The following is a 21,368-nucleotide window of genomic DNA, read 5'->3' on the forward strand; positions in this document are numbered from 1 at the left end:
ATCATAAACCATTACGCAGAAATAACAAACCAGCGAAACAAAATAGCAAACAAAAATTCATCAAATATATGAATAAATTCAAACAATGAGCCTGCTCCGAAAAGTCAGAGTTTATTGATTTTCAGCGAGTTCACCTTTAGGGGTCAGGGGTAAAGAAGTTGAAAATCAATGAACTCTTCAAGGTCCCCTTCAGGGTTCCGATACTTCAGAATAGGGGTTTTTGACTTTTCGGAGCGGACTCAACAATTTTACTAACACAAAAACAATTGATTATGACCACATCCAAGAAATTTTTGTACTATGCATTTGCCCTTGCTGGAGCAACGTTTATGCTTTTTAGCAGCTTCGAAAAAGGCGATGATGAAGAAGTTACAGGTGCTGTTGATGCTGATGGCAATGTTTATTCAACCGTAGTTATCGGTGATCAGAAATGGTTCGCCGAGAACCTAAAAACCACCAGGTACAACGACGGCACACCCATACCTAATGTTCTAAGTGACACCGATTGGGCCAGCCTTACAACAGGTGCATACGCCTGGTACGAAAATGATGAGGCTACGTACAAAAATGCGTACGGCGCATTGTACAACTGGTACGCTGTAAACACGGGTAAACTCTGTCCCACAGGCTGGCACGTACCCACAAATGCGGAGTGGGAAACACTAATAGATTATGCAGGTGGAAAAATCGCTGCCGGTGGCGAGCTTAAAAGCACCCGCACGGCACCCGATGCCCACCCCCGCTGGGAAAGCCCAAACATCGCTGCAAACGATGAGTACGGCTTCTCTGCCCTTCCGGGTGGCTACCGCCTCTACTTCGTTGGTACCTTCGACGGTACCTTCTTCGATGTGGGTAACCTCGGCGACTGGTGGAGTAGTACCGAGACCGATGCGACGTATGCTTGGACCAGGTCCATGAGTTATGAATTCGGGAGTGTGGCCCGCTCCCCCTCCAATAAGAAGTACGGGTACTCCGTCCGCTGTCTCCGGGATAATTGATTATTTGGTTATTTACAAAAGAGAGAGCATACCTCCTTTAAAAATCTTGAAAGTAAAAGATATCTCGAAAAAAGGAGATTCGGCAATGTAAAGGTTTTCAAACCGCTCATTTCCGAAGCAGCCTATAAAAGGCACTTTTTGTCGGGAGTGGTGCAAAATTATTTTGATAATTTAAACGTACAAACTATGAGCTACAAAACATTTAACGAACAAATGGAATCCTGGCGCATCCTCATCTGGAACGCTGCCGATGACGCCGAAATTCAATCGCGCCTCGAAAACTACGGCTACACCCCCGAAAAATTCGACCAGGGCAAAGCCCTTTGGCAACAAACCGACCAGGCAGGCAAACAACAGTCAAAAGAGCTAAACGAACAAACCACCGCCACCAACTCCTTAAACGAAACCCGCGAAAAAGCCGAAGATGATTTAAAACGCGCAAAAAAAATAGCCCGCGTGGCATTCGATGGCAACAAAGAAGCATTCAACGCCCTTAACCTTGATGAACTCAACATCTACCGGTTCGAAGACTGGCTGAACGATGCCGAAAAATTTTACGCCAACCTGCTCGGCAACACCCAGTGGGCCGAAACCATGCAAACTTACAGCTACACCAATGAAAAACTTACAGCCCAACAGCAGGAAGTAGATAGTTTGAAATCGCTGCAGCAGGCACAGCAACGCGAGATGGGTGAAGCACAGCAGTCCACGCAAACCAAGTGGAAACTCCACAGCCAGCTCAAAAAATGGTGCAACCAGCTCACCGAACTATCCAAAATCGAATTCGAAGACGATGCCCAGCTCCTCGAGAAACTCGGCATCCTCGTCCGTTCATAATTATTCACCTTTTCCAAAGTTTCAAACTTTGGAAAAGGTTTTCTCCATAATTCAACATTTCAAATCCTCTGCGCCCTCAGCGAATACCTCTGCGCCCTCTGCGTGGAACGTTTTAAAAAAAGAGTTAAGTGTTAAGTGGAACAAAATTCTCCCATTCCCCCCATCTCACATAATCCGTACGCCCCTTTCAATTCAACATTCAACATTCAACATTTCAAATCCCCCCACCTCCCATTCTCCTTCGCCTGTGCCCGGGCCTTTCTTAACTTTATCACCTTTTCCAAAGTTTCAAATCCTTTGCGCCCTCCGCGAATACCTCTGCGCCCTCTGCGTGGAACGTTTTAAAAAAAGTTTTAAGCAGAACAAAATTCCCCCACTCCCCCCATCTCACATAATCCGTACGCCCCTTTCAATTCAACATTCAAAATTCAACATTTCAAATCCCCCCATCTCCCATTCTCCTTCGCCTGTGCCCGGGCCTTTCTTAACTTTATCACCTTTTCCAAAGTTTCAAATCCTTTGCGCCCTCTGCGAATACCTCTGCGCCCTCTGCGTGGAACGTTTTAAAAAAAAGAGTTAAGAATACAGAGGCATCACGTTGATATACGATGGGAAAATTAACACCGGGCCAGGCAACCAAATTAGTCAAAATATGTAATCCAAAAGGGCTTTCATGGACGGGTTACACCACGTCAGCGTGTTTCAGGCAGCCTATCCCTCAAAGAAAAATTCATTACCTTTGGATAAAAAATATGCCAACAATTTTGCGAACAAGAGGATATCGGTTTTTCTTTTATATAAACGGCCATCACCCTCCGCATATACATGTTGAAAAAGAAAGAAGTACCGCAAAGTTCCTGTTAAAAAATGCAGAACTGGGTAAGTCAAAAAGGTTTAACGCAAGTGAAATAAGCGAAATTAGAAAGATTATTCTGGAAAATATCGAACTTTTTAAAACACAATGGGATGAGCATTTTACAAATTAGTAAATCAACAAATGCAGTAAATATTTGGTTCGACGAAATAAAAATGTACCTCGTTTTAGATGACGGGAGGGAACTCTCAGTTCCAATAAACTGGTTCCCCTCACTCCGTGATGCAACACCTGGGCAAAGAAATAACTGGAGGTTTATTGGTGACGGTGAAGGCATTCACTGGAATGATTTGGATGAAGATATTTTAGTAGAAGGCCTTTTATAACAAACAACTCTCAAATAAATGGTCCCGGAATACCTTTGCGCCCTCTGCGTGGAACGTTTTAAAAAAAGAGTTAAGCAGAACAAAATCCCCCCACTCCCCCCATCTCACATAATCCGTACGCCCCTTTCAATTCAACATTCAACATTTCAAATCCCCCCACCTCCCATTCTCCTTCGCCTGTGCCCGGGCCTTTCTTAACTTTATCACCTTTTCCAAAGTTTCAAATCCTTTGCGCCCTCCGCGAATACCTCTGCGCCCTCTGCGTGGAACGTTTTAAAAAAAGAGTTAAGTGTTAAGTGGAACAAAATTCCCCCACTCCCCCCATCTCACATAATCCGTACGCCCCTTTCAATTCAACATTCAACATTCAACATTTCAAATCCCCCCACCTCCCATTCTCCTTCGCCTGTGCCCGGGCCTTTCTTAACTTTATCACCTTTTCCAAAGTTTCAAATCCTCTGCGCCCTCCGCGAATACCTTTGCGCCCTCTGCGTGGAACGTTTAAAAAAAGTGTTAAGCAGAACAAAATTCCCCCATTCTCCTTCGCCTGTGCCCGGGCCTTTCTTAACTTTATCACCTTTTCCAAAGTTTCAAATCCTCTGCGCCCTCCGCGAATACCTTTGCGCCCTCTGCGTGGAACGTTTTAAAAAAAATTGTTAAGAGCTAAGATTTATTAGCATAATTCGCTTCAATTCGTGTAATCTTTGTTATCGTTATAAATATTTGCACTTTTGACTTTCAAAATATAAATCAACAATAAAATTACCTTAATAACATGTCACAAAAAGTAGCTTTAATTACCGGTATCACCGGCCAGGACGGCGCCTACCTCAGTGAGTACCTGCTGAAAAAAGGATACATCGTACATGGCCTCAAGCGCCGTTCCTCATTGTTCAATACCGACCGCATCGATCACCTGTACCAGGACCCGCACGTGGAGCACCGCAACTTCATCCTCCACTACGGCGACCTCACCGACTCGATGAACCTCACCCGCATCATCCAGGAAGTACAACCCGACGAGATATATAACCTGGCAGCCATGAGCCACGTAGCCGTGAGTTTCGAAACACCCGAATATGTGGGCAATGCCGACGGACTGGGAACCCTGCGTATCCTCGAAGCGGTTCGTCTCTTAGGGCTCACCGAAAAAACCCGCATCTACCAGGCATCCACTTCAGAGCTGTACGGCATGGTACAGGAAGTGCCGCAAAGCGAGAAAACACCATTCTACCCACGCTCTCCCTATGCCGTAGCCAAACTGTACGCCTACTGGATTACGGTCAACTACCGTGAAGCCTACAAGATGCACGCCAGTAACGGAATCCTGTTCAATCACGAATCACCCATTCGCGGCGAAACCTTCGTCACCCGGAAAGTAACCCGTGCATTGAGCCGTATCGCGCTGGGCATGCAGGACAAGGTCTTCATGGGAAACCTCTCCAGCAAACGCGACTGGGGCCATGCCAAGGATTATGTCCGTGCCATGTACCTCATCCTGCAACAGGATAAACCGGACGATTACGTGATTGCCACCGGTATCACCACTACCATCCGCGATTTCATCAAAAAAGCAGCAACCGAAGCGGGAATGGAAATCACCTTCCAGGGCGAAGGCGTCGATGAAAAAGGTTATTTGACAGCTGTAGACGAGAAAGTTTTCGTTGAGAAAGTCGGAGAGCAATACCTCGAAGGCATCAAAGCACGCATCTCACCTTCTCACGCTCCCACTCCCGACAACCACCGGGACCCATCTTCCCCACTCGTGGCGGTTGACCCGGCTTATTTCCGTCCAACGGAAGTGGACCTACTCATTGGCGACCCGACCAAATCAAATACCGTATTAGGTTGGACGCCCAAATACGACCTCGACGGCCTCATCAAAGACATGATGCAATCCGACATCAAGCTCATGCAAAAAGATGCCTGGCTGAAAGAAGGAGGATACCGAGTGATGAATTACTTTGAGTAGATTATTCTACCAAAAGTTTCACGCAAAAAGCGCAAAGTGCATTCGCAAAACACGCAAAATCAAAAAGACATGCACGAAAACGAGGTAGCAAAAATCATTGTCGACACGGCTCATGCCATTCATAAGCATATTGGTCCGGGGTTATTGGAATCAGCTTATGAAAATGCGCTGGCTTTCGATCTGCAGGAAAAAGGTCTAAACGTTTTGCAACAACATCCAATGCCTTTCATATATAAAGACGTAAAATTGGATGTTGGTTATCGTCTGGACCTTTTGGTCGAGAATAAAGTTATTGTGGAAATAAAGTCGGTCGATTCGCTTGCACCGGTGCATTTTGCGCAAACGTTAACCTATTTGAAATTATCAGACTTGAAATTAGGACTGCTCATTAACTTCAATACAAAGTACTTCAAGGAAGGTATTCACCGCTTAGTGAATAATCTTTAGCGCTTTTTGCGTATTAAATAACAATAGAACGATAAAAGTTGATGTAAAATCTGCAAAAGGTTAACGTCTTTTGCGTTTTTTGCGAGAAAAAGTGATGGAAAAGAACAGCAAAATATACATCGCCGGCCACCGCGGACTTGTTGGCTCGGCTATTCTGAAAAATCTGAAAGAGAAAGGCTACACCAATTTCGTGTTACGCACACACAGCGAGCTGGATTTAACCAGTCAGCAAGCCGTTAACGATTTTTTCGCTACTGAGAAACCCGAATACGTCTTCCTGGCGGCAGCCAAAGTGGGCGGCATTGTGGCCAACAACACCTACCGCGGACAGTTCATCTACGAGAACCTGATGATCCAGAACAATGTCATTGATGCCGCTTACCGGAACAACGTCAAAAAGCTGATGTTCCTGGGCAGTACCTGTATCTATCCGCGGGAAGCGCCACAGCCCATGCCCGAGGGCTCGCTCCTCACCTCTCCGCTGGAATACACCAACGAGCCATATGCCATCGCCAAGATTGCCGGCATCAAGCTGTGTGAGAGTTACAACCTGCAATACGGCACCAACTACATCTCGGTGATGCCCACCAACCTCTACGGTCCCAACGACAACTTCGACCTGGAGAAATCGCACGTGCTCCCTGCGCTGCTCCGCAAAACCCACCTCGGAAAATGCCTGGAAGAACGCAACTGGGCTGCCCTCCGCGCCGATCTGGATAAAAACCCGGTAGAAGGAGTCAATGGACAGGCAACCGAAGAAGCCATTCTCGATATCCTCGCCAAATACGGAATCCGTGTTAATCCGTCTAAATCCGTGAATTCCGTGTCGATCGAGATTTGGGGTTCCGGTAAGCCCATGCGTGAATTCCTCTGGTCGGAAGATATGGCCGATGCATGTGTATACCTTATGGAACAAACCGACTTTGAGGACCTAATCCGTGTCAATTCGTCTTCCATTCGTGATAATTCGCGTGCGAACGAAGTTCGAAACACCCACATCAACATTGGCACGGGCAAAGAGGTATCCATCAAAGAGCTGGCAGAGCTTATCAAAGAGAAAGTCGGGTTCAAAGGCAATTTGGTCTTCAACACCGAAAAACCCGACGGCACACTGCGCAAACTTACCGACCCCTCCAAACTCCACCAGCTGGGCTGGCAACACAACGTGGAAATCGAAGACGGCATCGGGCAAATGTACCGCTGGTACCTTGGGGAAGTGAATCAGAGAAGGTGAGAGGGTGCGAAAGTTACACGTCGAATGCCTGAAAGGGGTCGAAAAATCAATCAATGCAAAAACCTTGCAAACAGATTTACACCAAAGAGCCTGAAAGGCCCCAATTCCATAACTTGGGGCATCGCCCCAAGAAATAACGTATCGATGGAACACCCAGCCTGTAGGGCTGGAACAAACCTGAAAAAGCAAACGAATCCATATTAACCTGCAAAAACTCTATTTATGGGCCAATCACTCGCACAATTGTATGTTCACCTTATCTTTGGAACCAAAGAGCGTTACCCGTTCGTTTCAACAGAGATAAAACCCGCATTCGAAGCATATATCACAGGTATATTTAAGAATCTAAACAGCCCGACGATTATTGTTTATGCCAATCCTGACCATGTTCACATCCTGTTCCGTCTTTCTAAAAACCATGCCCTGGCGAAAATAGTAGAGGAAGTCAAGAAAAGTTCATCTAAATGGATGAAAGAAAAAGGAGTCCGGAAATTCGTGTGGCAAATCGGGTACGCGGCATTTTCAGTTAGTAGTTCGAAATTAGATTCCGTGAAAAGGTATATCCAAAATCAACAGGAGCACCACCGAAGAATCAGTTTCCAGGAGGAGATCGAGACATTCATGGGGCATTACCGGATTTCGGAATATGACGGGAGTTATTTTTGGGCGTGAACGGTGGAAGTGGAAGCCCTTCAGGCTTCATTCGCCTCTTACCGTTCTTTGTCTAGGGGCGTTGCCCCTAGTTTTAGAATCTCAGGCTTTCAGCCTGTTTGGGATATACACTATTTCGGCGGAAAACATGGGAAATTCAATACAGGCCCAATTCAGAAATACCAAAGCCTGAAAGGGGACGAAAAATCAATCCATGTGAAGCCCCTGCAAACAGATTCGGACCAAAGAGCCTGAAAGGCTCACATTCCATAACTTGGGGCAACGCCCCAAGGGAACAGACCTATGAATGGAACACCCAGCCTGAAGGGCTGGCACGATGATATACAGTTGAATAACATCGAATATGAGTGGAAAGCCTGAAAGGGACGAAAAATCAATCCATGTGAAGCCCTTGCAAACAGATTTACACCAAAGAGCCTGAAAGGCTCACATTCCAGAACTTGGGGCATCGCCCCAAGAAATAACGTATCGATGGAACACCCAGCCTGTAGGGCTGGCACGATGATATACAGTTGAATAACATCGAATATGAGTGGAAGCCTGAAAGGGGACGAAAAATCAATCAATATAAAGCCCCTGCAAACAGATTCGGACCAAAGAGCCTGAAGGGCTCACATTCCAGAACTTGGGGCATCGCCCCAAGAGAACAAACCTACGAATAGCACACCCAGCCTGTAGGGCTGGAACGATGATATACAGTTGAATAACATCGAATATGAGTAGAAACCTGAAAGGTAAGAAAAATCAATCGATGCAAGGGCCTCGCAGACTGCTCCCCACCAAAGAGCCTGAAGGGCTCACATTCCATAACTTGGGGCATCGCCCCAAGAGAACAAACCTACGAATAGCACACCCAGCCTGTAGGGCTGGCACCTACCCTGATCTTCATTTTCTTTAATTCTCCATTACCTGCCCCACCAAAACAGGGGTTGATTTAGGCAATCCGAAAAAAATATTGCATCTTGGAAAACGTTTTTCGTGAATTAGTCAGTAACAATAACCTTTCTCTAACGAATAGCGATGAATCGACTACAATCTGTCATGAAAGGGATGTTTTTATTCCTTGTCCTGGCCGGTCAGGCGCAGGCACAGCCAACATCGAATTATGACCAGCACAAAGCATTCGGCCCCACGTTTATGAGCCAACCGGGGACGGCTTTCCGCAGCGGCAGCGGCGCTCCCGGGCCATTATACTGGCAAAACCGGGCCGACTACAACCTCGACGCTACGCTGGATACCGCGCAACACCTGATTACCGGAACCTCGGAAATTCATTATACCAACAACAGTCCCGACGCCCTGCATTACCTTTGGTTGCAAGTAGGACTAAACCTTTTCAGGGAAGGTTCGCGGGGGAGTTTTTCCGGTAATGTCCCCACAACAGCTGGCGGTATCGATATCCAATCGGTAGAGGTCACACAGGATGGAAAAAGCTACGCTGCCAATCATGTGATTACCGACACCCGGATGCAAGTCCGTTTACATCAGCCGGTGAAACCCGATGGCGGGAAGATAACAGTAACCGTCAAATATGCATTTCACATCACGAAGAACCAGTTCCGCCTGGCGATGATGGATTCGAGAAACGGGTCCATTTATGATGTCGGCCAATGGTATCCGCGCATGTGCGTGTACGACGATGTGCGGGGCTGGAATACCCTTCCCTACCAGGGAGCCGGCGAGTTTTATTGTGAGTACGGCGATTTCGATTATAAAGTAACCGTTCCGGCGAACATGATTGTTGCCGGCGCCGGCGTACTGCAAAACCCGGAAGAAGTATTAACGAAAACGGAAATCAAACGACTCAACAAAGCCCGTCAGAATGACGAAACAACCTACATTATCAAGCCGGACGAAGTGGGAAAACCCGAAACGCGCCCGAAACAAAAGGGCATGTTAACCTGGCATTTCAAGATGGACACCAGCCGCGACGTATCGTGGGCCGCTTCAAAAGCTTTTATTTGGGACGCCGCCAAAGCGAACCTGCCGGAAGGCAAAACGGCGCTGACCATGTCAGTCTACCCGGAAGAAAGTATGGGCGAAAACGCCTGGGGCCGTTCCACCGAATACCTGAAGCACAGCATCGAGTCATTCTCGGCCGACTGGTACCCGTATCCTTACACCGTAGCGACCAATGTGGGCGGTCCGGTAGGTGGCATGGAATACCCCGGAATTATTTTTTGCCACTGGAGCATCGACAAACCGAAGGTAATGTACTTTGTAACCGCTCACGAAATAGGTCACAACTGGTTCCCCATGCTGGTGGGTTCGGATGAACGCCGTTTTGGTTTCATGGACGAAGGCCTGAATACCTTCATCGATGTTTACGCACACGAGAAGTTCAATCATGGCGAGTTCGGCCCCAAACGTGACGGGGAATTTGATCCGGAAGGGAAAAATCCGGCGAGGGATATTGTTCCGTTCATGACCGGACAGAATACCGAAGCGATTATGAACTATTCGGATGTGATGCTGCAGAAAAACAGCCACATGCTGAATTACTACAAAACCTCGTTAGGGTTGGTAATACTCCGTGAGTACATTCTGGGGCACAACCGTTTCGATTATGCTTTCCGGACCTATATCGACCGGTGGGCTTACAAGCATCCCACCCCCAAAGATTTCTTCCGGACCATCGACGATGCGGCCGGTGAAGATTTGGGATGGTTCTGGAATGAGTGGTTCTATCAAACCTGGACATTGGACCAGGCGGTAACCGGAGTACACTATGCCAACGGACGGCCGGAAAAAGGTTCACTGATAACCCTCGTCAACAACAACCAGATGGTCATGCCGACAACGGTAAAAGTGGTAGAAAGCAACGGAAAAACCGGCGAAGTAAAACTCCCGGTAGAAATATGGCAGAGGGGCGGCACCTACCTGATGAAGTATGCCTCCACCTCACCCATCGACTCGGTGGTTGTTGATCCGGACAAGGAATTGCCCGATGTCAAACCATCCAACAATACCTGGGCAAACGAAAGCAACTAGTCAAAGAAATAGTATCACAAACATCCGAAAGTTCTTTTCCCCACTAAAACAAGAGGTCTACGCTATCAGATGCGGCTTCGGTGTACGGACAAATTGTGCAAATATCAGCGATGTTAAGGCTATACCAGCTCCGGCAATGAACGGAATCCGCCAGTTATACATCCATAGCAATCCGCCAAATACAGGAATAATCACCGCCATGATATGATTGATGGTAAACCCAACGGCCATAGAGGGTGCAATGTCTTTCGGATCGGCCTTCTTCTGGAAATAGGTATTAATGGCAATAGAGAAACTGAAAAACAAGTTATCGACCAAATACATGGCTGTTGCCACATTCTTATCTTCAATCAATCCATATCCCAGAAATACCAGAAACAGGCTGGCATATTCAACGGTCAGCATGGTTCGTTCACCAAAGCGGTGAATGGCTTTAGCCACCTGCGGACTGAGAAAGAAAGTCATGATGTTGTTCAAAACAAATAAAATGGTGATATGTCGGACCGAAAACCCATACTTCTCCACCAATAGGAAGATGGCAAATACCACAAATATTTGCCGACGGGCACCCGCCAAAAAATTCAGGGTATAAAATAACCAGTACTTTCTCCGGAGAACCAGTTTGCGCTGCTGCGGAGGCTTGGCCTTATCGACGGGATCGCGCGTAAGGGCAAACAAACCGACCAATACGAGAATCCCGCCAAAAAGGAAAAACAGATCCTGCATTGGAAGGTAACGGCTAATCACCCAAATGACCGCTCCTACCGTAATGTTGGTGAGCGCTCCGTAACTCTTAAAGCTGGCCAGCACCCGGGGTATGCGCGTGTGATCGAAATACTGAAGACTGAGCGACTGATTGGTCGTTTCGAAGAAATGAAATCCAACCGACATCACTACTGTGGTAAAAATTAGTCCGCCAAACGACGGAAAAATACCTGCCATGAAAACACCTCCTCCAAGCATGACAATGGAAAGTGCTGCAAACCGATGCTCTTTGATGACCAACAACAGATAAATGACGAAGAAGGTCAGAAAACCCGGGATTTCCCGAACAGATTGAATAACGCCAATCTGAAAACCATTCACACCAACCACATCGACCGCATAATTATTGAACAGCGTTCTCCATCCCTGAAAGCCAATGGCCGATGCAACCACCAGCAAAAGGAGGTAGCGATACATCGGGTTTTCACGGTACGTTCGGTATGTATTCATTCCTTTCTCAGTTAGATTAAGACGACAAAAGTAATAAAATGAGGTTCCTGTCAGGTTGATTTTATATCAACACTAAAAAAGACTCCATAAGACTTACTTAAAATCGGTCTGACCTGGTCAAAAAAAACAGTTATAACTCACTGGTATTTTTACAACTACACTACCAGAATCTATTGACCTTTTAAAATTTTTATGTTGTGTGACTAAAGTTACTGAAGGAAGGCATTCACAAACCTTTCTTTGTAGCGTCATTCAAGGTTACATACATGATAGTTTTTTTTAAAGCTGTCGATTAAGAATTCTCTTTATCATTCTGGGAGGAATTGCCGGGTACCTTTGCTGGTCCCAAATCGGATGTGCCCCCGGCACTTGTCCGATTACTGCGAACCGGTATTCGGGCAGTGGTTACGGTATTTTGCCTGGCTGGTTGCTCGGCGATTCCTTCAGAATGAAAAAACAGAACGAAACGAATGCTACAAACTGGCCAGATATCCGTACTGATGGCCATCTTCCTTTCCCTGTTGGTTTCGTGCAAGCAGGCAGGAAATGGCAACCAGTCAAAAATGGCAGACAAAGGTAATGAGAAGAATTTGGTGATCGTGAAGGATATGAGCAAGTTCACTGAAATAATAAACGGGGATACTCCCGTACTCGTTGATTTTTACGCTGATTGGTGTGCCCCATGCAAAATGATGGCGCCAATACTCGGGCAACTCTCAAAAGAGATGCAGGGTGCGGTCAGGGTGATAAAAGTTAATGTGGACAACAACAGAAAAGCAGCCATGCAATATGGCATACGAAATATACCTACCATGCTCCTGTTTCGCAACGGACAAATCAAATGGCAGGGTGTCGGCGTAATGCAAGCCGACCAGTTGAAATCAATTATTCAACAGAACAGCTGATATTGGTTATGATTTAGGTTTGGTTAGGGAAAAAGGATCGGTGGCCACCCGGCCGCCGGCCTTCCTTCCCGCTTTTTTCAGACAGTCCGTAGTAAATTCCAAAAACATTTTACAAAATTGAGACTTACAATTTGCCTGGAAAAGTAAACAGGAACAATATAAGTTCATTGTGTCCCTCTGCCGTCAAGGCAGGGGGATTTTATTTCCCACCCATCACCATTTCCAGCACCCGGGCCGTTTCATCAGTAATTTTGTAGCGGTCGTCAATCCGTTTACCGATAATCCATACAACCTGTTCGCCATTGGTTACCAGCCAGGTATTTTCCTTCTCGGGAAGGCTCATCTTCTCATCGATAAAGAAATCGCTCAGTTTTTTAAAACCGGTCATTCCCAACGGACGAAAATAATCGCCGGGCTCCCATTTCCGGATTTTCAATGGAAACTGAATTTTATCCAAATCGATACAACCCACTTTGGCTGAGCGTGGAATCCGAAAATGCTGGTCTCGTTCCACCTTCCGTATTTGTAACGGCAGTGGTTGGGTTAAATCTTTCAGGCCTTCATCGATGTAATACACCGGTTTTTCCTTATCGGGAAGCCGGGTAATGATGAGATATTCCCTGTCCCGAACGACGCGATGGGTCGGAGAAAAAAATTGTTTTCCTGGTTCTCCATCCAGTGTTTCCTCAATCCGGGCAACCACTTCGCTATTGAAATGAAATGGCTTCAAAAACTCAAACAGGTAAGTATTGAGCGGTTCCAGTAACTTCAATTCACTAATGGAGATATGGTACTCCCTCCCCTTCCTGATGGCAACCCGTTCCCAGCATTGCTGAATTTCCTGGAAGTAAATCGTCGAAACATCCTTCAGGTAATGAATGGTTTTCTGCAAGCTTTCGCGGAAAGAGGGATTGAGTTCTTCCATTAAAGGCAATAGTTGATGCCGGATTTTATTCCGCTGGTAATCGAGGGTGGCATTGGATGAATCATCGCGGTATTCCAGCTCATGCTCAATACACCAATCGGCAATCTCTGTGCGTGTGGCAAACAACAGCGGACGGACCAGCCGACCATTTTTCGGTTTAATACCCGTCATTCCTTTCAACCCGGTTCCCCGGGAAAGATTCAGGAAAAAGGTCTCCAGCAAGTCGTCGCGGTGATGGGCTACGGCAATCACATCATAGTGATTTTCGGCCCGGATTTTCTCGAACCAGTCATAACGTAACTCGCGTGCAGCCATCTCGATGGAATAGCCGTGCTCATCGGCATATTGCCCTGTATCGAACGACTGATGATAGTAACGCCGGCCATATTTCTCGGCCAGCCTGGCTACCAGTGCTTCGTCACCATCCGACTCTTCGCCGCGCAGATGAAAATTGCAGTGCGCGATGCCCAATGCATAACCTGCCTTTTCCAATAGATCGAGCAATACGACCGAATCCATTCCGCCACTCACGGCGACCAGGATCGTATCACCCGAAGTAAACAGGTTGTGACGTTGAATATAGCTGACCAGTTCGTTTATCATCACTTCGTTTTATTCAAAAATACGATAATCCGGCTAACCAAAAGAAAACCGGGGAACGATTTCAGCCATTCTCCGGTTGATATGATTTTGGGAAATTCAATTACAACTCTAAAACTACCTGTCCCCGGTTCTTCTTATTCAGCAGTCGCTGAATATAAGTCTCCAGTTCGTCAAGCGAAATAAATGTTGCCAAATCATCAAGTCCATCAGGTTTCCAGGCACCGGCCAGTTTTTCCCAAACCGCTTTTCGCTCCTCCAGCGGCGTTTTCTGTGAATCGACACCCAAAAGCGAAATGTTATTCAGAATGAACGGATAAACAGTGGTATTCAATTCGCCGGAACCAATATTTCCACAAGTGGTTACATTTCCACCGTATTTGCAGGCCTTAAGCAACGTAGCCAGTGTGTTACCTCCCACCACATCAACGGCACCGGCCCATTTCGGACGAATCAACGGCCGTCCCGACTGGTCATCGGTTTCCGATTTATCGATGTGCAGATGAGCTCCGAGCTTCTCAATCACCTCCCGGCTGTCGTCGAGATTGGAGGTGGCAGCAATTACTTCAAAGCCTTCTTTTAGCAGGATTTTTACGGCCAGGCTACCCACTCCGCCGGCAGCTCCGGTTACAACAACCGGTCCCTGCGATGGTTTCTGCCCGGCATCCAACAGCCTTTTCACTGAAAGGGCCGCCGTTAACCCGGAAGTTCCCAGCACCATACTTTCGGCAAGTGTTAGCCCTTTTGGCAACGGAACAATCCAGTTGGCCGGTACACGAATGTATTCCGCGAAAGCGCCATCGGTATTCATGCCCAAATCGTATGACGTTACAGCTACCTCATCGCCCGGATTGAATAAAGGCGATGAGCTATCTTCCACGATTCCCGCGGCATCAATTCCCGGCGTATGCGGATAATTTCTCGTTACTCCGCGGTTGCCCGAGGCCGAAAGTGCATCCTTATAATTCAATCCGGCGTATTTTACCCGAATAAGCACTTCGCCTTCCGGTAATTCGCTGACGGAACGCTTCACCAGCTTACGGACAAACGTTCCGTCCACTTCAAATACCCGATAAGCCCTGAATGTCGTACCTGTCATTTTAACGTCCTTTCTTTATTCTCTCTATCATGCTAACAAAAAAGAAAGCAGCCCGTTCAGAGGCTGCTTATATATTTTATTTGCAACGTTATTTTACTTTTCCATCGCCGAAACTTTCTCGACGATCTTCAGGATAACGTGGCATGCTTTTTCCATCGATTTGGTCGGAATGAATTCGAACTTACCGTGAAAGTTATGTCCGCCCCCAAAGATGTTAGGGCAAGGTAACCCCATAAATGAAAGACGTGCTCCATCGGTTCCACCGCGAATCGGTTCAATCTTCGGTTCCACTCCAACTTCTTTCATTGCTTCTTCCGCCATGTCAATGATATAAAGAGCTGGCTCTACCTTCTCCCGCATGTTGTAATACTGATCTTTCATTTCCAGTTCTACTGTCCCTTCGCCGAATTCAGCATTTACTTTGCGTACGATATGCTCCATTTCCGTCTTGCGATCTTCAAAACGGTCCTTTCTGAAATCACGAATGATATACTCCAACTCGGTACGTTCGACGTTTCCGTCAATCGATAGCAAGTGGTAGAAACCTTCGTAACCGTCGGTATGCTCAGGTGTTTCGTGTCGCGGAAGCATGCTCACAAACTGGCTGGCAATGCGCATCGAGTTTTTCATCTTGTGCTTAGCCGAACCGGGATGTACGCTAATTCCATGCACAATCACACGGGCAAAAGCGGCATTGAAGTTCTCGTACTGCAGTTCACCTATTTCGCCGCCGTCCATGGTATAAGCAAAGTCAGCTCCAAATTTTTCCACATTGAAATAATCGGCTCCCTGCCCAATCTCTTCATCAGGAGTAAATCCAACACGTACCTTCCCATGTTTGATCCCGGGATGACTGGCCAGGTACTCCATGGAAGTCACAATTTCAGCCAATCCGGCTTTATCATCAGCGCCAAGCAAGGTCAAACCATTTGTCACGATTAATCGCTGACCGGTATATTTCTTTATATCAGGGAATTTTTCCGGGGATAATACAATTCCCTCTTCCTGGTTCAGGACAACATTGCCTCCGTCATAGTTCTCAACGAACTGCGGATTCACGTTCTTACCCGAAAAATCCGGACTGGTATCCATGTGAGCAATAAATCCAACCGTGGGAACTTCCTTATCAATATTCGACGGAAGCGTCGCCATCACATAGCCATTATCATCCAGCTCCACATCTTCGAGTCCGATGCGCTTCAACTCTTCGGTAAGTCCTTGTGCGAAAGTAATCTGGCCCGGTGTACTAGGCGTAAGCCCCGTTTTGGGGTCGGACTGGGTGTTTATCTTTACATAACCGATAAAACGGTCGACAACCTGGTTTTCCATTTTTATCATCAAATTTGCAGATTTAAGAGTCCGAATATAGCAAATTTAGCCGAGAGAGAAGTACAAAAAATCGCTGTAAAGTAGTGAAACTGACGAATCTCATTATTTGTCAATCGAATGGGAAAATCGTGTACAAAAAAAGGAGTCACTGAAACAACTCCCTTTTTAAGTTATGATAATGCAACCAACTTAATAAGCCAGCGCAAATATGACTCTTCTCTTTGACGGTTTACCAGTTACCATACAAGTCCCTTCCTCTTCCTCCCCCTCAAAAGGAATACAGCGAATGGTGGCCTTGGTTTCCTCCTTGATGCGGGTTTCTGTTTCGGAAGTACCGTCCCAGTGGGCCAGAATAAATCCGCCCTTAGTATTCAGCACTTCTTTAAATTCATCATAGGTATCCACCTTCACGGTATTTTCCTTGCGAAAATTCCATGCCTTTCGGTAGATGTTATTTTGAATTTCAATCAGCAGATCTTCCACATACTGATCGATGTTTTCGAGTGACTGAACCGATTTTTCCAACGTGTCACGACGAGCCACCTCAACGGTTCCGTTTTCCATGTCACGTGGCCCCATAGCCAGACGGACAGGTACGCCTTTCATTTCATACTCGGCAAACTTCCATCCGGGGCGCTGTGAGTCACGATCGTCGTATCTAACCGTAATGCCTCTTTTCCTAAGCTTGGCCATAATTTCCTTCACTTTGGCTGACACTTCCGCCAGTTGTTCCGCCTTTTTGTAAATCGGAACAATCACGACCTCATAAGGCGCCAGGCGCGGAGGCAGCACCAGGCCGTTATTATCGGAATGGGCCATAATCAGTGCACCTACCAAACGAGTAGAAACGCCCCACGAAGTCGCCCAAACATAATCCAGTTTCCCTTCCTTATTGGTGAACTGCACATCGAATGCCTTGGCGAAATTCTGGCCAAGGAAGTGCGACGTTCCTGATTGAAGGGCCTTTCCATCCTGCATCAATGCTTCAATGGTGTAAGTTTCCAACGCTCCGGCAAAACGTTCATTAGCCGATTTTGCTCCCTTGATGACCGGAACCGCCATATAGTTTTCGGCAAAGTCAGCATACACATTAATCATGCGTTCCGTTTCTTCCATGGCCTCCTGCCTCGTAGCATGAGCTGTATGGCCTTCCTGCCAAAGGAATTCAGAGGTACGAAGGAACATACGGGTACGCATTTCCCAACGCACAACGTTTGCCCATTGGTTTATCAACAACGGAAGATCGCGGTATGATTGAATCCAGTTTTTATAGGTATTCCAGATAATGGTCTCCGAAGTAGGCCGTACAATCAGCTCTTCTTCCAGCTTCGCATCCGGGTCGACCACTATGCCATTGCCATCCGGATCATTTTTTAACCGGTAATGAGTTACTACGGCACACTCTTTGGCGAACCCTTCAACGTGATCGGCCTCTTTCGAGAAGAATGATTTAGGAATGAACAACGGGAAATAGGCATTTTCGTGTCCGGTTTCCTTAAACATGCGATCCAGTTCAGCCTGCATTTTTTCCCAGATAGCGTAACCGTATGGCTTGATTACCATGCAACCACGAACAGCTGAGTTCTCCGCTAAATCGGCCTTCACAACCAAATCATTGTACCATTGTGAATAATTTTCTTCTTTTGATGTTAGTTCCTTCGCCATCTTCTATCTTTTGGTATGGAATTTGCTTTATGTATAGTGAATTTTCAAGCTTACAAAGTAAAGAAATTCTCTAAGAATATTAAATACTTTTGGGAGGACATAATCATGAAACCAAGACTAAAACTGCTTACCGTCATTGCACTTTTCCTGGGTGGATGTTCCACCGGTTCAATGGTAACGAGCGGGTATGTCGACGACATTTATTACTCGCCTGGCGATACTCCGCCCCCCGTTGTGGCACATGCCGGTGTTTCACAACCAAAACAAACCACTCCTCAACGGGAACAGGTTGTTTCCAATATAAAGGAATCGTCCGGTGGAAAAACCGTTGACAACTACGTACTGAAGGATGGTAGTTCAAATTCGTATGGAAATATCGACGAGTACTACTATAACGATCAGCCCGATTATGCCGATACCACCTATTACAATGATGATGATTCGGTTAAATATGTAATCAACAATTACTACGAACCCAGTGATAACATAAGCTACAGCTCACGGATCCGCCGTTTCCAGGATCCTTATTTCTATGATCCATACTGGGATAGTTACATGTGGGACCCGTATTACTACGGACCGTCATGGAGCATCAGCTGGGGCTTCGGATGGAGCAATCCATGGTATTATGGTGGTTGGGGTTATCCATACTCCTACTACAGCTGGGGTGGCTATTACAGTCCCTGGTATTACGGTGGTTGGGGTTACCCATACAATTCCTACTATGGTGGCTGGGGTGGTTACCCATACTACGGTTGGGGCGGATATCCGGTTGTCGGAAATTCCGTAGATCGTTATCACGGGAAACGCAATTATACCGGTCGCCGTGGAGGTTCCAATGCCATCAATTACGGTGGCAGTAGTATCAATCATGGTGAGGCTTTAGGCCGGTCGGTCCCGGTTGGTTCTTCCAGATCATCTGCTTCGGGCGCTGTAAAAAATGCTTCTTCATCTACATCCTCCGAAAGAAGAACGATTGGTGGTGCCGGCGCTACCGGAACCCGTCTTCAGGGTACACGCCCCGGAACTACATCCAACAAATCGGGTACGATTAACCGGGGAACACCGACAACAACGCGTACAGCTACATCAACCCGTCAATCCGGAACATATTCCGGCGCACCGGGAAGAAATAACCAGGTGCAGACCAGTCTCCGTCGGGGAACTTCTTCATCCGTTCGCTCAAGCTCAGGTACGGTCATGAGCCGTCCAAGAGTTCAAACTCAGCAAACTACCCGGAGCCGTTCTTCTGTGCAGACAACAACGACTACCAGAAGATATACGCCGAGTTACTCGAAACCGAGAATGAATACCCGGGCCACTTATAACAAGTCAACGACCAGACAATATACACGGCCCAGCAGTACGTCTACCAAATCGAGCTACAGTCGTTACAGTAAGCCGAGTAGTACCTCCGGAACCCGCAGTTCGGCAGTTCGTTCAAGCAGCAGTTCATACCGTCGTGGTTCGAGCAGTTCATCGAACTACCGTTCGGGCAGCTCGACGAGAAGTTACCGTTCATCAGGTAATAGCTACCGTTCATCCGGAAGCTCTTCCAGTAGCGGAAGATCATACAGCGCACCTTCATCCGGTGGAGGAAGCCGTAGTAGCGGCGGAAGTTATTCCGGTAGAAGAAGGTAAATTGTTGTGACGAGTTCCAGCAAAAGAATAATGAAGAACTTAAATTCCTTTTGACAATGAAAAGAATAATAATGACCATCAGCACCCTGCTGGCGCTGACACTATATGCTTCAGCTCAGTATGTTGACCAGGCGCTTGTGCTCTCGCAACAGAGTTATGGAGTTACAGCCCGTTCGAAAGCAATGGGTAGCGCCTTTGGCGCGCTGGGAGGTGACTTTTCATCCCTCAGTATTAACCCGGCCGGAATAGCGGTTTATCGCGCTAACGAATTTTCATTTACTCCCGATGTTTTTCATTACAACAGAACGGAGGCGACCAACCAGGGAATCACGGCTGATGACTCGAAATATAATTTTAACATCGCCAACATCGGATATGTTGGGATCTATCATCCCGGCGATACCGAAAGCGGATTGGTATCTGTCAATTTTGGGCTCGGATTTAACCGGTTGCGCAACTTCCATCAGAATTCACTGTCAGAGGCTATGAATTCGCCTTATTCGCGGATGGATGCTTTCGCCCAGAATACCAACGGTATTAACTACAACGACTTAGTGACAACCGACAGTTACGATCCCTATTATAACGGTATTCCGTGGGAAAGTAAAATGGCCTGGGAAAACTACCTGATTGATGTAGCCAATCCCGGTGCAGGAGACAATCAGTACAATTCGATTCTGTACCAGGGCGAAACCGTTAATCAGCATTATGCCATTCAACGAGAAGGCTACATTAATGAATATGTGTTTTCGCTGGGGGCCAATTTCAGTAACAAATTTTACATTGGAGCCACGGTTGGTATTGATGATTTGTATTATCGGGAACGTTCGACCTACGGTGAAGACGGCGGTTCCAACGGTTTCGGCAATTTCGATTACTACAATTACCTAAGAACAACCGGCGTCGGGTTCAATTTAAAGTTCGGTATGATTTACCGCCCCATCCCTCAATTGCGATTGGGTGCAGCCATCCATACCCCAACGTTTTTCAACCTGAAGGAAAATTACCATTCCTGGATATCTTCCAATCTTGATGCCAATGTGGGCGCCGGAGCCGGAAGTCACCGGGAAGAAACACCTTACGGCGATTACAAATACGATTTGGAAACGCCTCTCCGTGCTATTGGTAGCATTGCCTACCAGTTCGGAAAGAAAGGCTTGCTTTCGGTCGACTATGAGTATGTTAATTACAACAACATCAAACTGCGCCACGGTAGCGATGGATATGATTTCTATTCAGAAAATCAGGATATCAACAATTACTACCAATCTATCGGGAATATCCGGGTAGGTGGTGAATATAGGGTAACGCCGGCGGTTAGTTTGCGCGGCGGTTATGAATACTACGGAAGCCCCTATAAATCAACTGTCGATGGTGTTTCGCAACCCAATTCAAATTACCAGCATGTGACTTATAATGGCGGCCTTGGTTTCCGGTTTGGCAACGCCAATCTCGACATCGCTTACGGCTTAACTGATTTGACACGCTACAATTATCCGTTTAAGGTTTATGATGCCACAACAGGTGATCAGATTGTAAAACCCATTAAGTATCATACCCTGGTACACGATGTAATGTTTACCATGGCATACCGTTTCTAAAATAAATTACCAACGAAAAACGAAGGAGGCTCCGGCC

Annotated in this window: 17 protein-coding genes; 12 read left to right on the forward strand and 5 right to left on the reverse strand. The window is 46.7% G+C overall.

Annotation, left to right across the window (positions count from 1 at the left end; genetic code table 11):
- Nucleotides 1–272: 272 nt before the first annotated feature.
- From GJU82_RS07910 to GJU82_RS07950, 9 genes are all read left to right on the forward strand, one after another.
- Nucleotides 273–998, forward strand: a complete 726-nt coding sequence (locus tag GJU82_RS07910) for a fibrobacter succinogenes major paralogous domain-containing protein (RefSeq protein WP_153631656.1) — start codon at nucleotides 273–275, stop codon at nucleotides 996–998.
- A gap of 186 nt (nucleotides 999–1,184) precedes the next feature.
- Nucleotides 1,185–1,835, forward strand: coding sequence for a hypothetical protein (locus tag GJU82_RS17170; protein ID WP_194831003.1), 651 nt, complete (start codon nucleotides 1,185–1,187; stop codon nucleotides 1,833–1,835).
- A 608-nt stretch (nucleotides 1,836–2,443) separates the two neighbouring features.
- Nucleotides 2,444–2,821, forward strand: a complete 378-nt coding sequence (locus GJU82_RS17440; RefSeq protein WP_228488622.1) for a DUF4160 domain-containing protein — start codon at nucleotides 2,444–2,446, stop codon at nucleotides 2,819–2,821.
- Nucleotides 2,802–3,035 carry a DUF2442 domain-containing protein gene (locus GJU82_RS07925; protein WP_153631657.1) on the forward strand — a complete coding sequence of 78 codons (234 nt, stop codon included), beginning with the start codon at nucleotides 2,802–2,804 and terminating at the stop codon, nucleotides 3,033–3,035. Before GJU82_RS17440 ends, GJU82_RS07925 begins: the two co-directional genes overlap by 20 nt.
- A gap of 775 nt (nucleotides 3,036–3,810) precedes the next feature.
- Nucleotides 3,811–5,007, forward strand: coding sequence for a GDP-mannose 4,6-dehydratase (gmd, locus tag GJU82_RS07930; RefSeq protein WP_153631658.1), 1,197 nt, complete (start codon nucleotides 3,811–3,813; stop codon nucleotides 5,005–5,007).
- 69 nt (nucleotides 5,008–5,076) lie between these two features.
- Nucleotides 5,077–5,454, forward strand: coding sequence for a GxxExxY protein (locus GJU82_RS07935; RefSeq protein WP_153631659.1), 378 nt, complete (start codon nucleotides 5,077–5,079; stop codon nucleotides 5,452–5,454).
- A gap of 94 nt (nucleotides 5,455–5,548) precedes the next feature.
- Nucleotides 5,549–6,688, forward strand: coding sequence for a GDP-L-fucose synthase (locus GJU82_RS07940; protein ID WP_153631660.1), 1,140 nt, complete (start codon nucleotides 5,549–5,551; stop codon nucleotides 6,686–6,688).
- Between the two features lie 222 nt (nucleotides 6,689–6,910).
- Entirely contained in the window at nucleotides 6,911–7,360 is a 450-nt protein-coding gene (tnpA, locus tag GJU82_RS07945; protein ID WP_153631661.1) for an IS200/IS605 family transposase, read from the forward strand.
- 1,020 nt (nucleotides 7,361–8,380) lie between these two features.
- The gene (locus GJU82_RS07950) at nucleotides 8,381–10,351 is read left to right on the forward strand and encodes a M1 family metallopeptidase (RefSeq protein WP_153631662.1); all 1,971 of its coding nucleotides are present in this window, start codon (nucleotides 8,381–8,383) and stop codon (nucleotides 10,349–10,351) included.
- 57 nt (nucleotides 10,352–10,408) lie between these two features.
- Here GJU82_RS07950 and GJU82_RS07955 read toward each other — a convergent pair whose 3' ends face one another.
- Nucleotides 10,409–11,566, reverse strand: coding sequence for an MFS transporter (locus tag GJU82_RS07955; protein ID WP_153631663.1), 1,158 nt, complete (start codon nucleotides 11,564–11,566; stop codon nucleotides 10,409–10,411).
- A 470-nt stretch (nucleotides 11,567–12,036) separates the two neighbouring features.
- Between GJU82_RS07955 and trxA the strand changes: the two genes are divergently transcribed.
- Entirely contained in the window at nucleotides 12,037–12,471 is a 435-nt protein-coding gene (gene trxA / locus GJU82_RS07960; RefSeq protein WP_228488623.1) for a thioredoxin, read from the forward strand.
- Between the two features lie 199 nt (nucleotides 12,472–12,670).
- Here trxA and tilS read toward each other — a convergent pair whose 3' ends face one another.
- The 4 genes from tilS to proS form a co-directional block, all read right to left on the reverse strand.
- Entirely contained in the window at nucleotides 12,671–13,999 is a 1,329-nt protein-coding gene (gene tilS, locus GJU82_RS07965; protein WP_153631664.1) for a tRNA lysidine(34) synthetase TilS, read from the reverse strand.
- A gap of 100 nt (nucleotides 14,000–14,099) precedes the next feature.
- Nucleotides 14,100–15,095 (reverse strand): YhdH/YhfP family quinone oxidoreductase, encoded by a 996-nt coding sequence (locus GJU82_RS07970; protein ID WP_153631665.1) that lies wholly within the window; start codon nucleotides 15,093–15,095, stop codon nucleotides 14,100–14,102.
- A gap of 93 nt (nucleotides 15,096–15,188) precedes the next feature.
- Entirely contained in the window at nucleotides 15,189–16,433 is a 1,245-nt protein-coding gene (gene pepT / locus GJU82_RS07975; protein WP_228488624.1) for a peptidase T, read from the reverse strand.
- Nucleotides 16,434–16,613: 180 nt separating this feature from the next.
- Nucleotides 16,614–18,089, reverse strand: a complete 1,476-nt coding sequence (gene proS / locus GJU82_RS07980; RefSeq protein WP_153631666.1) for a proline--tRNA ligase — start codon at nucleotides 18,087–18,089, stop codon at nucleotides 16,614–16,616.
- A gap of 105 nt (nucleotides 18,090–18,194) precedes the next feature.
- Here proS and GJU82_RS07985 point away from each other — a divergent pair, with 105 nt between their 5' ends.
- Nucleotides 18,195–19,730, forward strand: coding sequence for a hypothetical protein (locus tag GJU82_RS07985; RefSeq protein WP_153631667.1), 1,536 nt, complete (start codon nucleotides 18,195–18,197; stop codon nucleotides 19,728–19,730).
- 56 nt (nucleotides 19,731–19,786) lie between these two features.
- The gene (locus GJU82_RS07990) at nucleotides 19,787–21,331 is read left to right on the forward strand and encodes an OmpP1/FadL family transporter (RefSeq protein WP_153631668.1); all 1,545 of its coding nucleotides are present in this window, start codon (nucleotides 19,787–19,789) and stop codon (nucleotides 21,329–21,331) included.
- The last annotated feature ends 37 nt before the right edge of the window (nucleotides 21,332–21,368 follow it).

Source organism: Prolixibacter sp. SD074 (assembly GCF_009617895.1).
GTDB lineage: Bacteria > Bacteroidota > Bacteroidia > Bacteroidales > Prolixibacteraceae > Prolixibacter.

Coding starts and splice junctions, on each gene's coding strand:
- GJU82_RS07990 (WP_153631668.1), top strand. CDS start 19,787: ATGAAAAGAATAATAATGACCATCAGCACCCTGCTGGCGCTGACACTA.
- GJU82_RS17170 (WP_194831003.1), top strand. CDS start 1,185: ATGAGCTACAAAACATTTAACGAACAAATGGAATCCTGGCGCATCCTC.
- GJU82_RS07940 (WP_153631660.1), top strand. CDS start 5,549: ATGGAAAAGAACAGCAAAATATACATCGCCGGCCACCGCGGACTTGTT.
- proS (WP_153631666.1), bottom strand. CDS start 18,089: ATGGCGAAGGAACTAACATCAAAAGAAGAAAATTATTCACAATGGTAC.
- GJU82_RS07955 (WP_153631663.1), bottom strand. CDS start 11,566: ATGAATACATACCGAACGTACCGTGAAAACCCGATGTATCGCTACCTC.
- GJU82_RS17440 (WP_228488622.1), top strand. CDS start 2,444: ATGGGAAAATTAACACCGGGCCAGGCAACCAAATTAGTCAAAATATGT.
- GJU82_RS07970 (WP_153631665.1), bottom strand. CDS start 15,095: ATGACAGGTACGACATTCAGGGCTTATCGGGTATTTGAAGTGGACGGA.
- GJU82_RS07985 (WP_153631667.1), top strand. CDS start 18,195: ATGAAACCAAGACTAAAACTGCTTACCGTCATTGCACTTTTCCTGGGT.
- tilS (WP_153631664.1), bottom strand. CDS start 13,999: ATGATAAACGAACTGGTCAGCTATATTCAACGTCACAACCTGTTTACT.
- GJU82_RS07925 (WP_153631657.1), top strand. CDS start 2,802: ATGAGCATTTTACAAATTAGTAAATCAACAAATGCAGTAAATATTTGG.
- GJU82_RS07935 (WP_153631659.1), top strand. CDS start 5,077: ATGCACGAAAACGAGGTAGCAAAAATCATTGTCGACACGGCTCATGCC.
- GJU82_RS07910 (WP_153631656.1), top strand. CDS start 273: ATGACCACATCCAAGAAATTTTTGTACTATGCATTTGCCCTTGCTGGA.
- pepT (WP_228488624.1), bottom strand. CDS start 16,433: ATGATAAAAATGGAAAACCAGGTTGTCGACCGTTTTATCGGTTATGTA.
- trxA (WP_228488623.1), top strand. CDS start 12,037: ATGCTACAAACTGGCCAGATATCCGTACTGATGGCCATCTTCCTTTCC.
- tnpA (WP_153631661.1), top strand. CDS start 6,911: ATGGGCCAATCACTCGCACAATTGTATGTTCACCTTATCTTTGGAACC.
- gmd (WP_153631658.1), top strand. CDS start 3,811: ATGTCACAAAAAGTAGCTTTAATTACCGGTATCACCGGCCAGGACGGC.
- GJU82_RS07950 (WP_153631662.1), top strand. CDS start 8,381: ATGAATCGACTACAATCTGTCATGAAAGGGATGTTTTTATTCCTTGTC.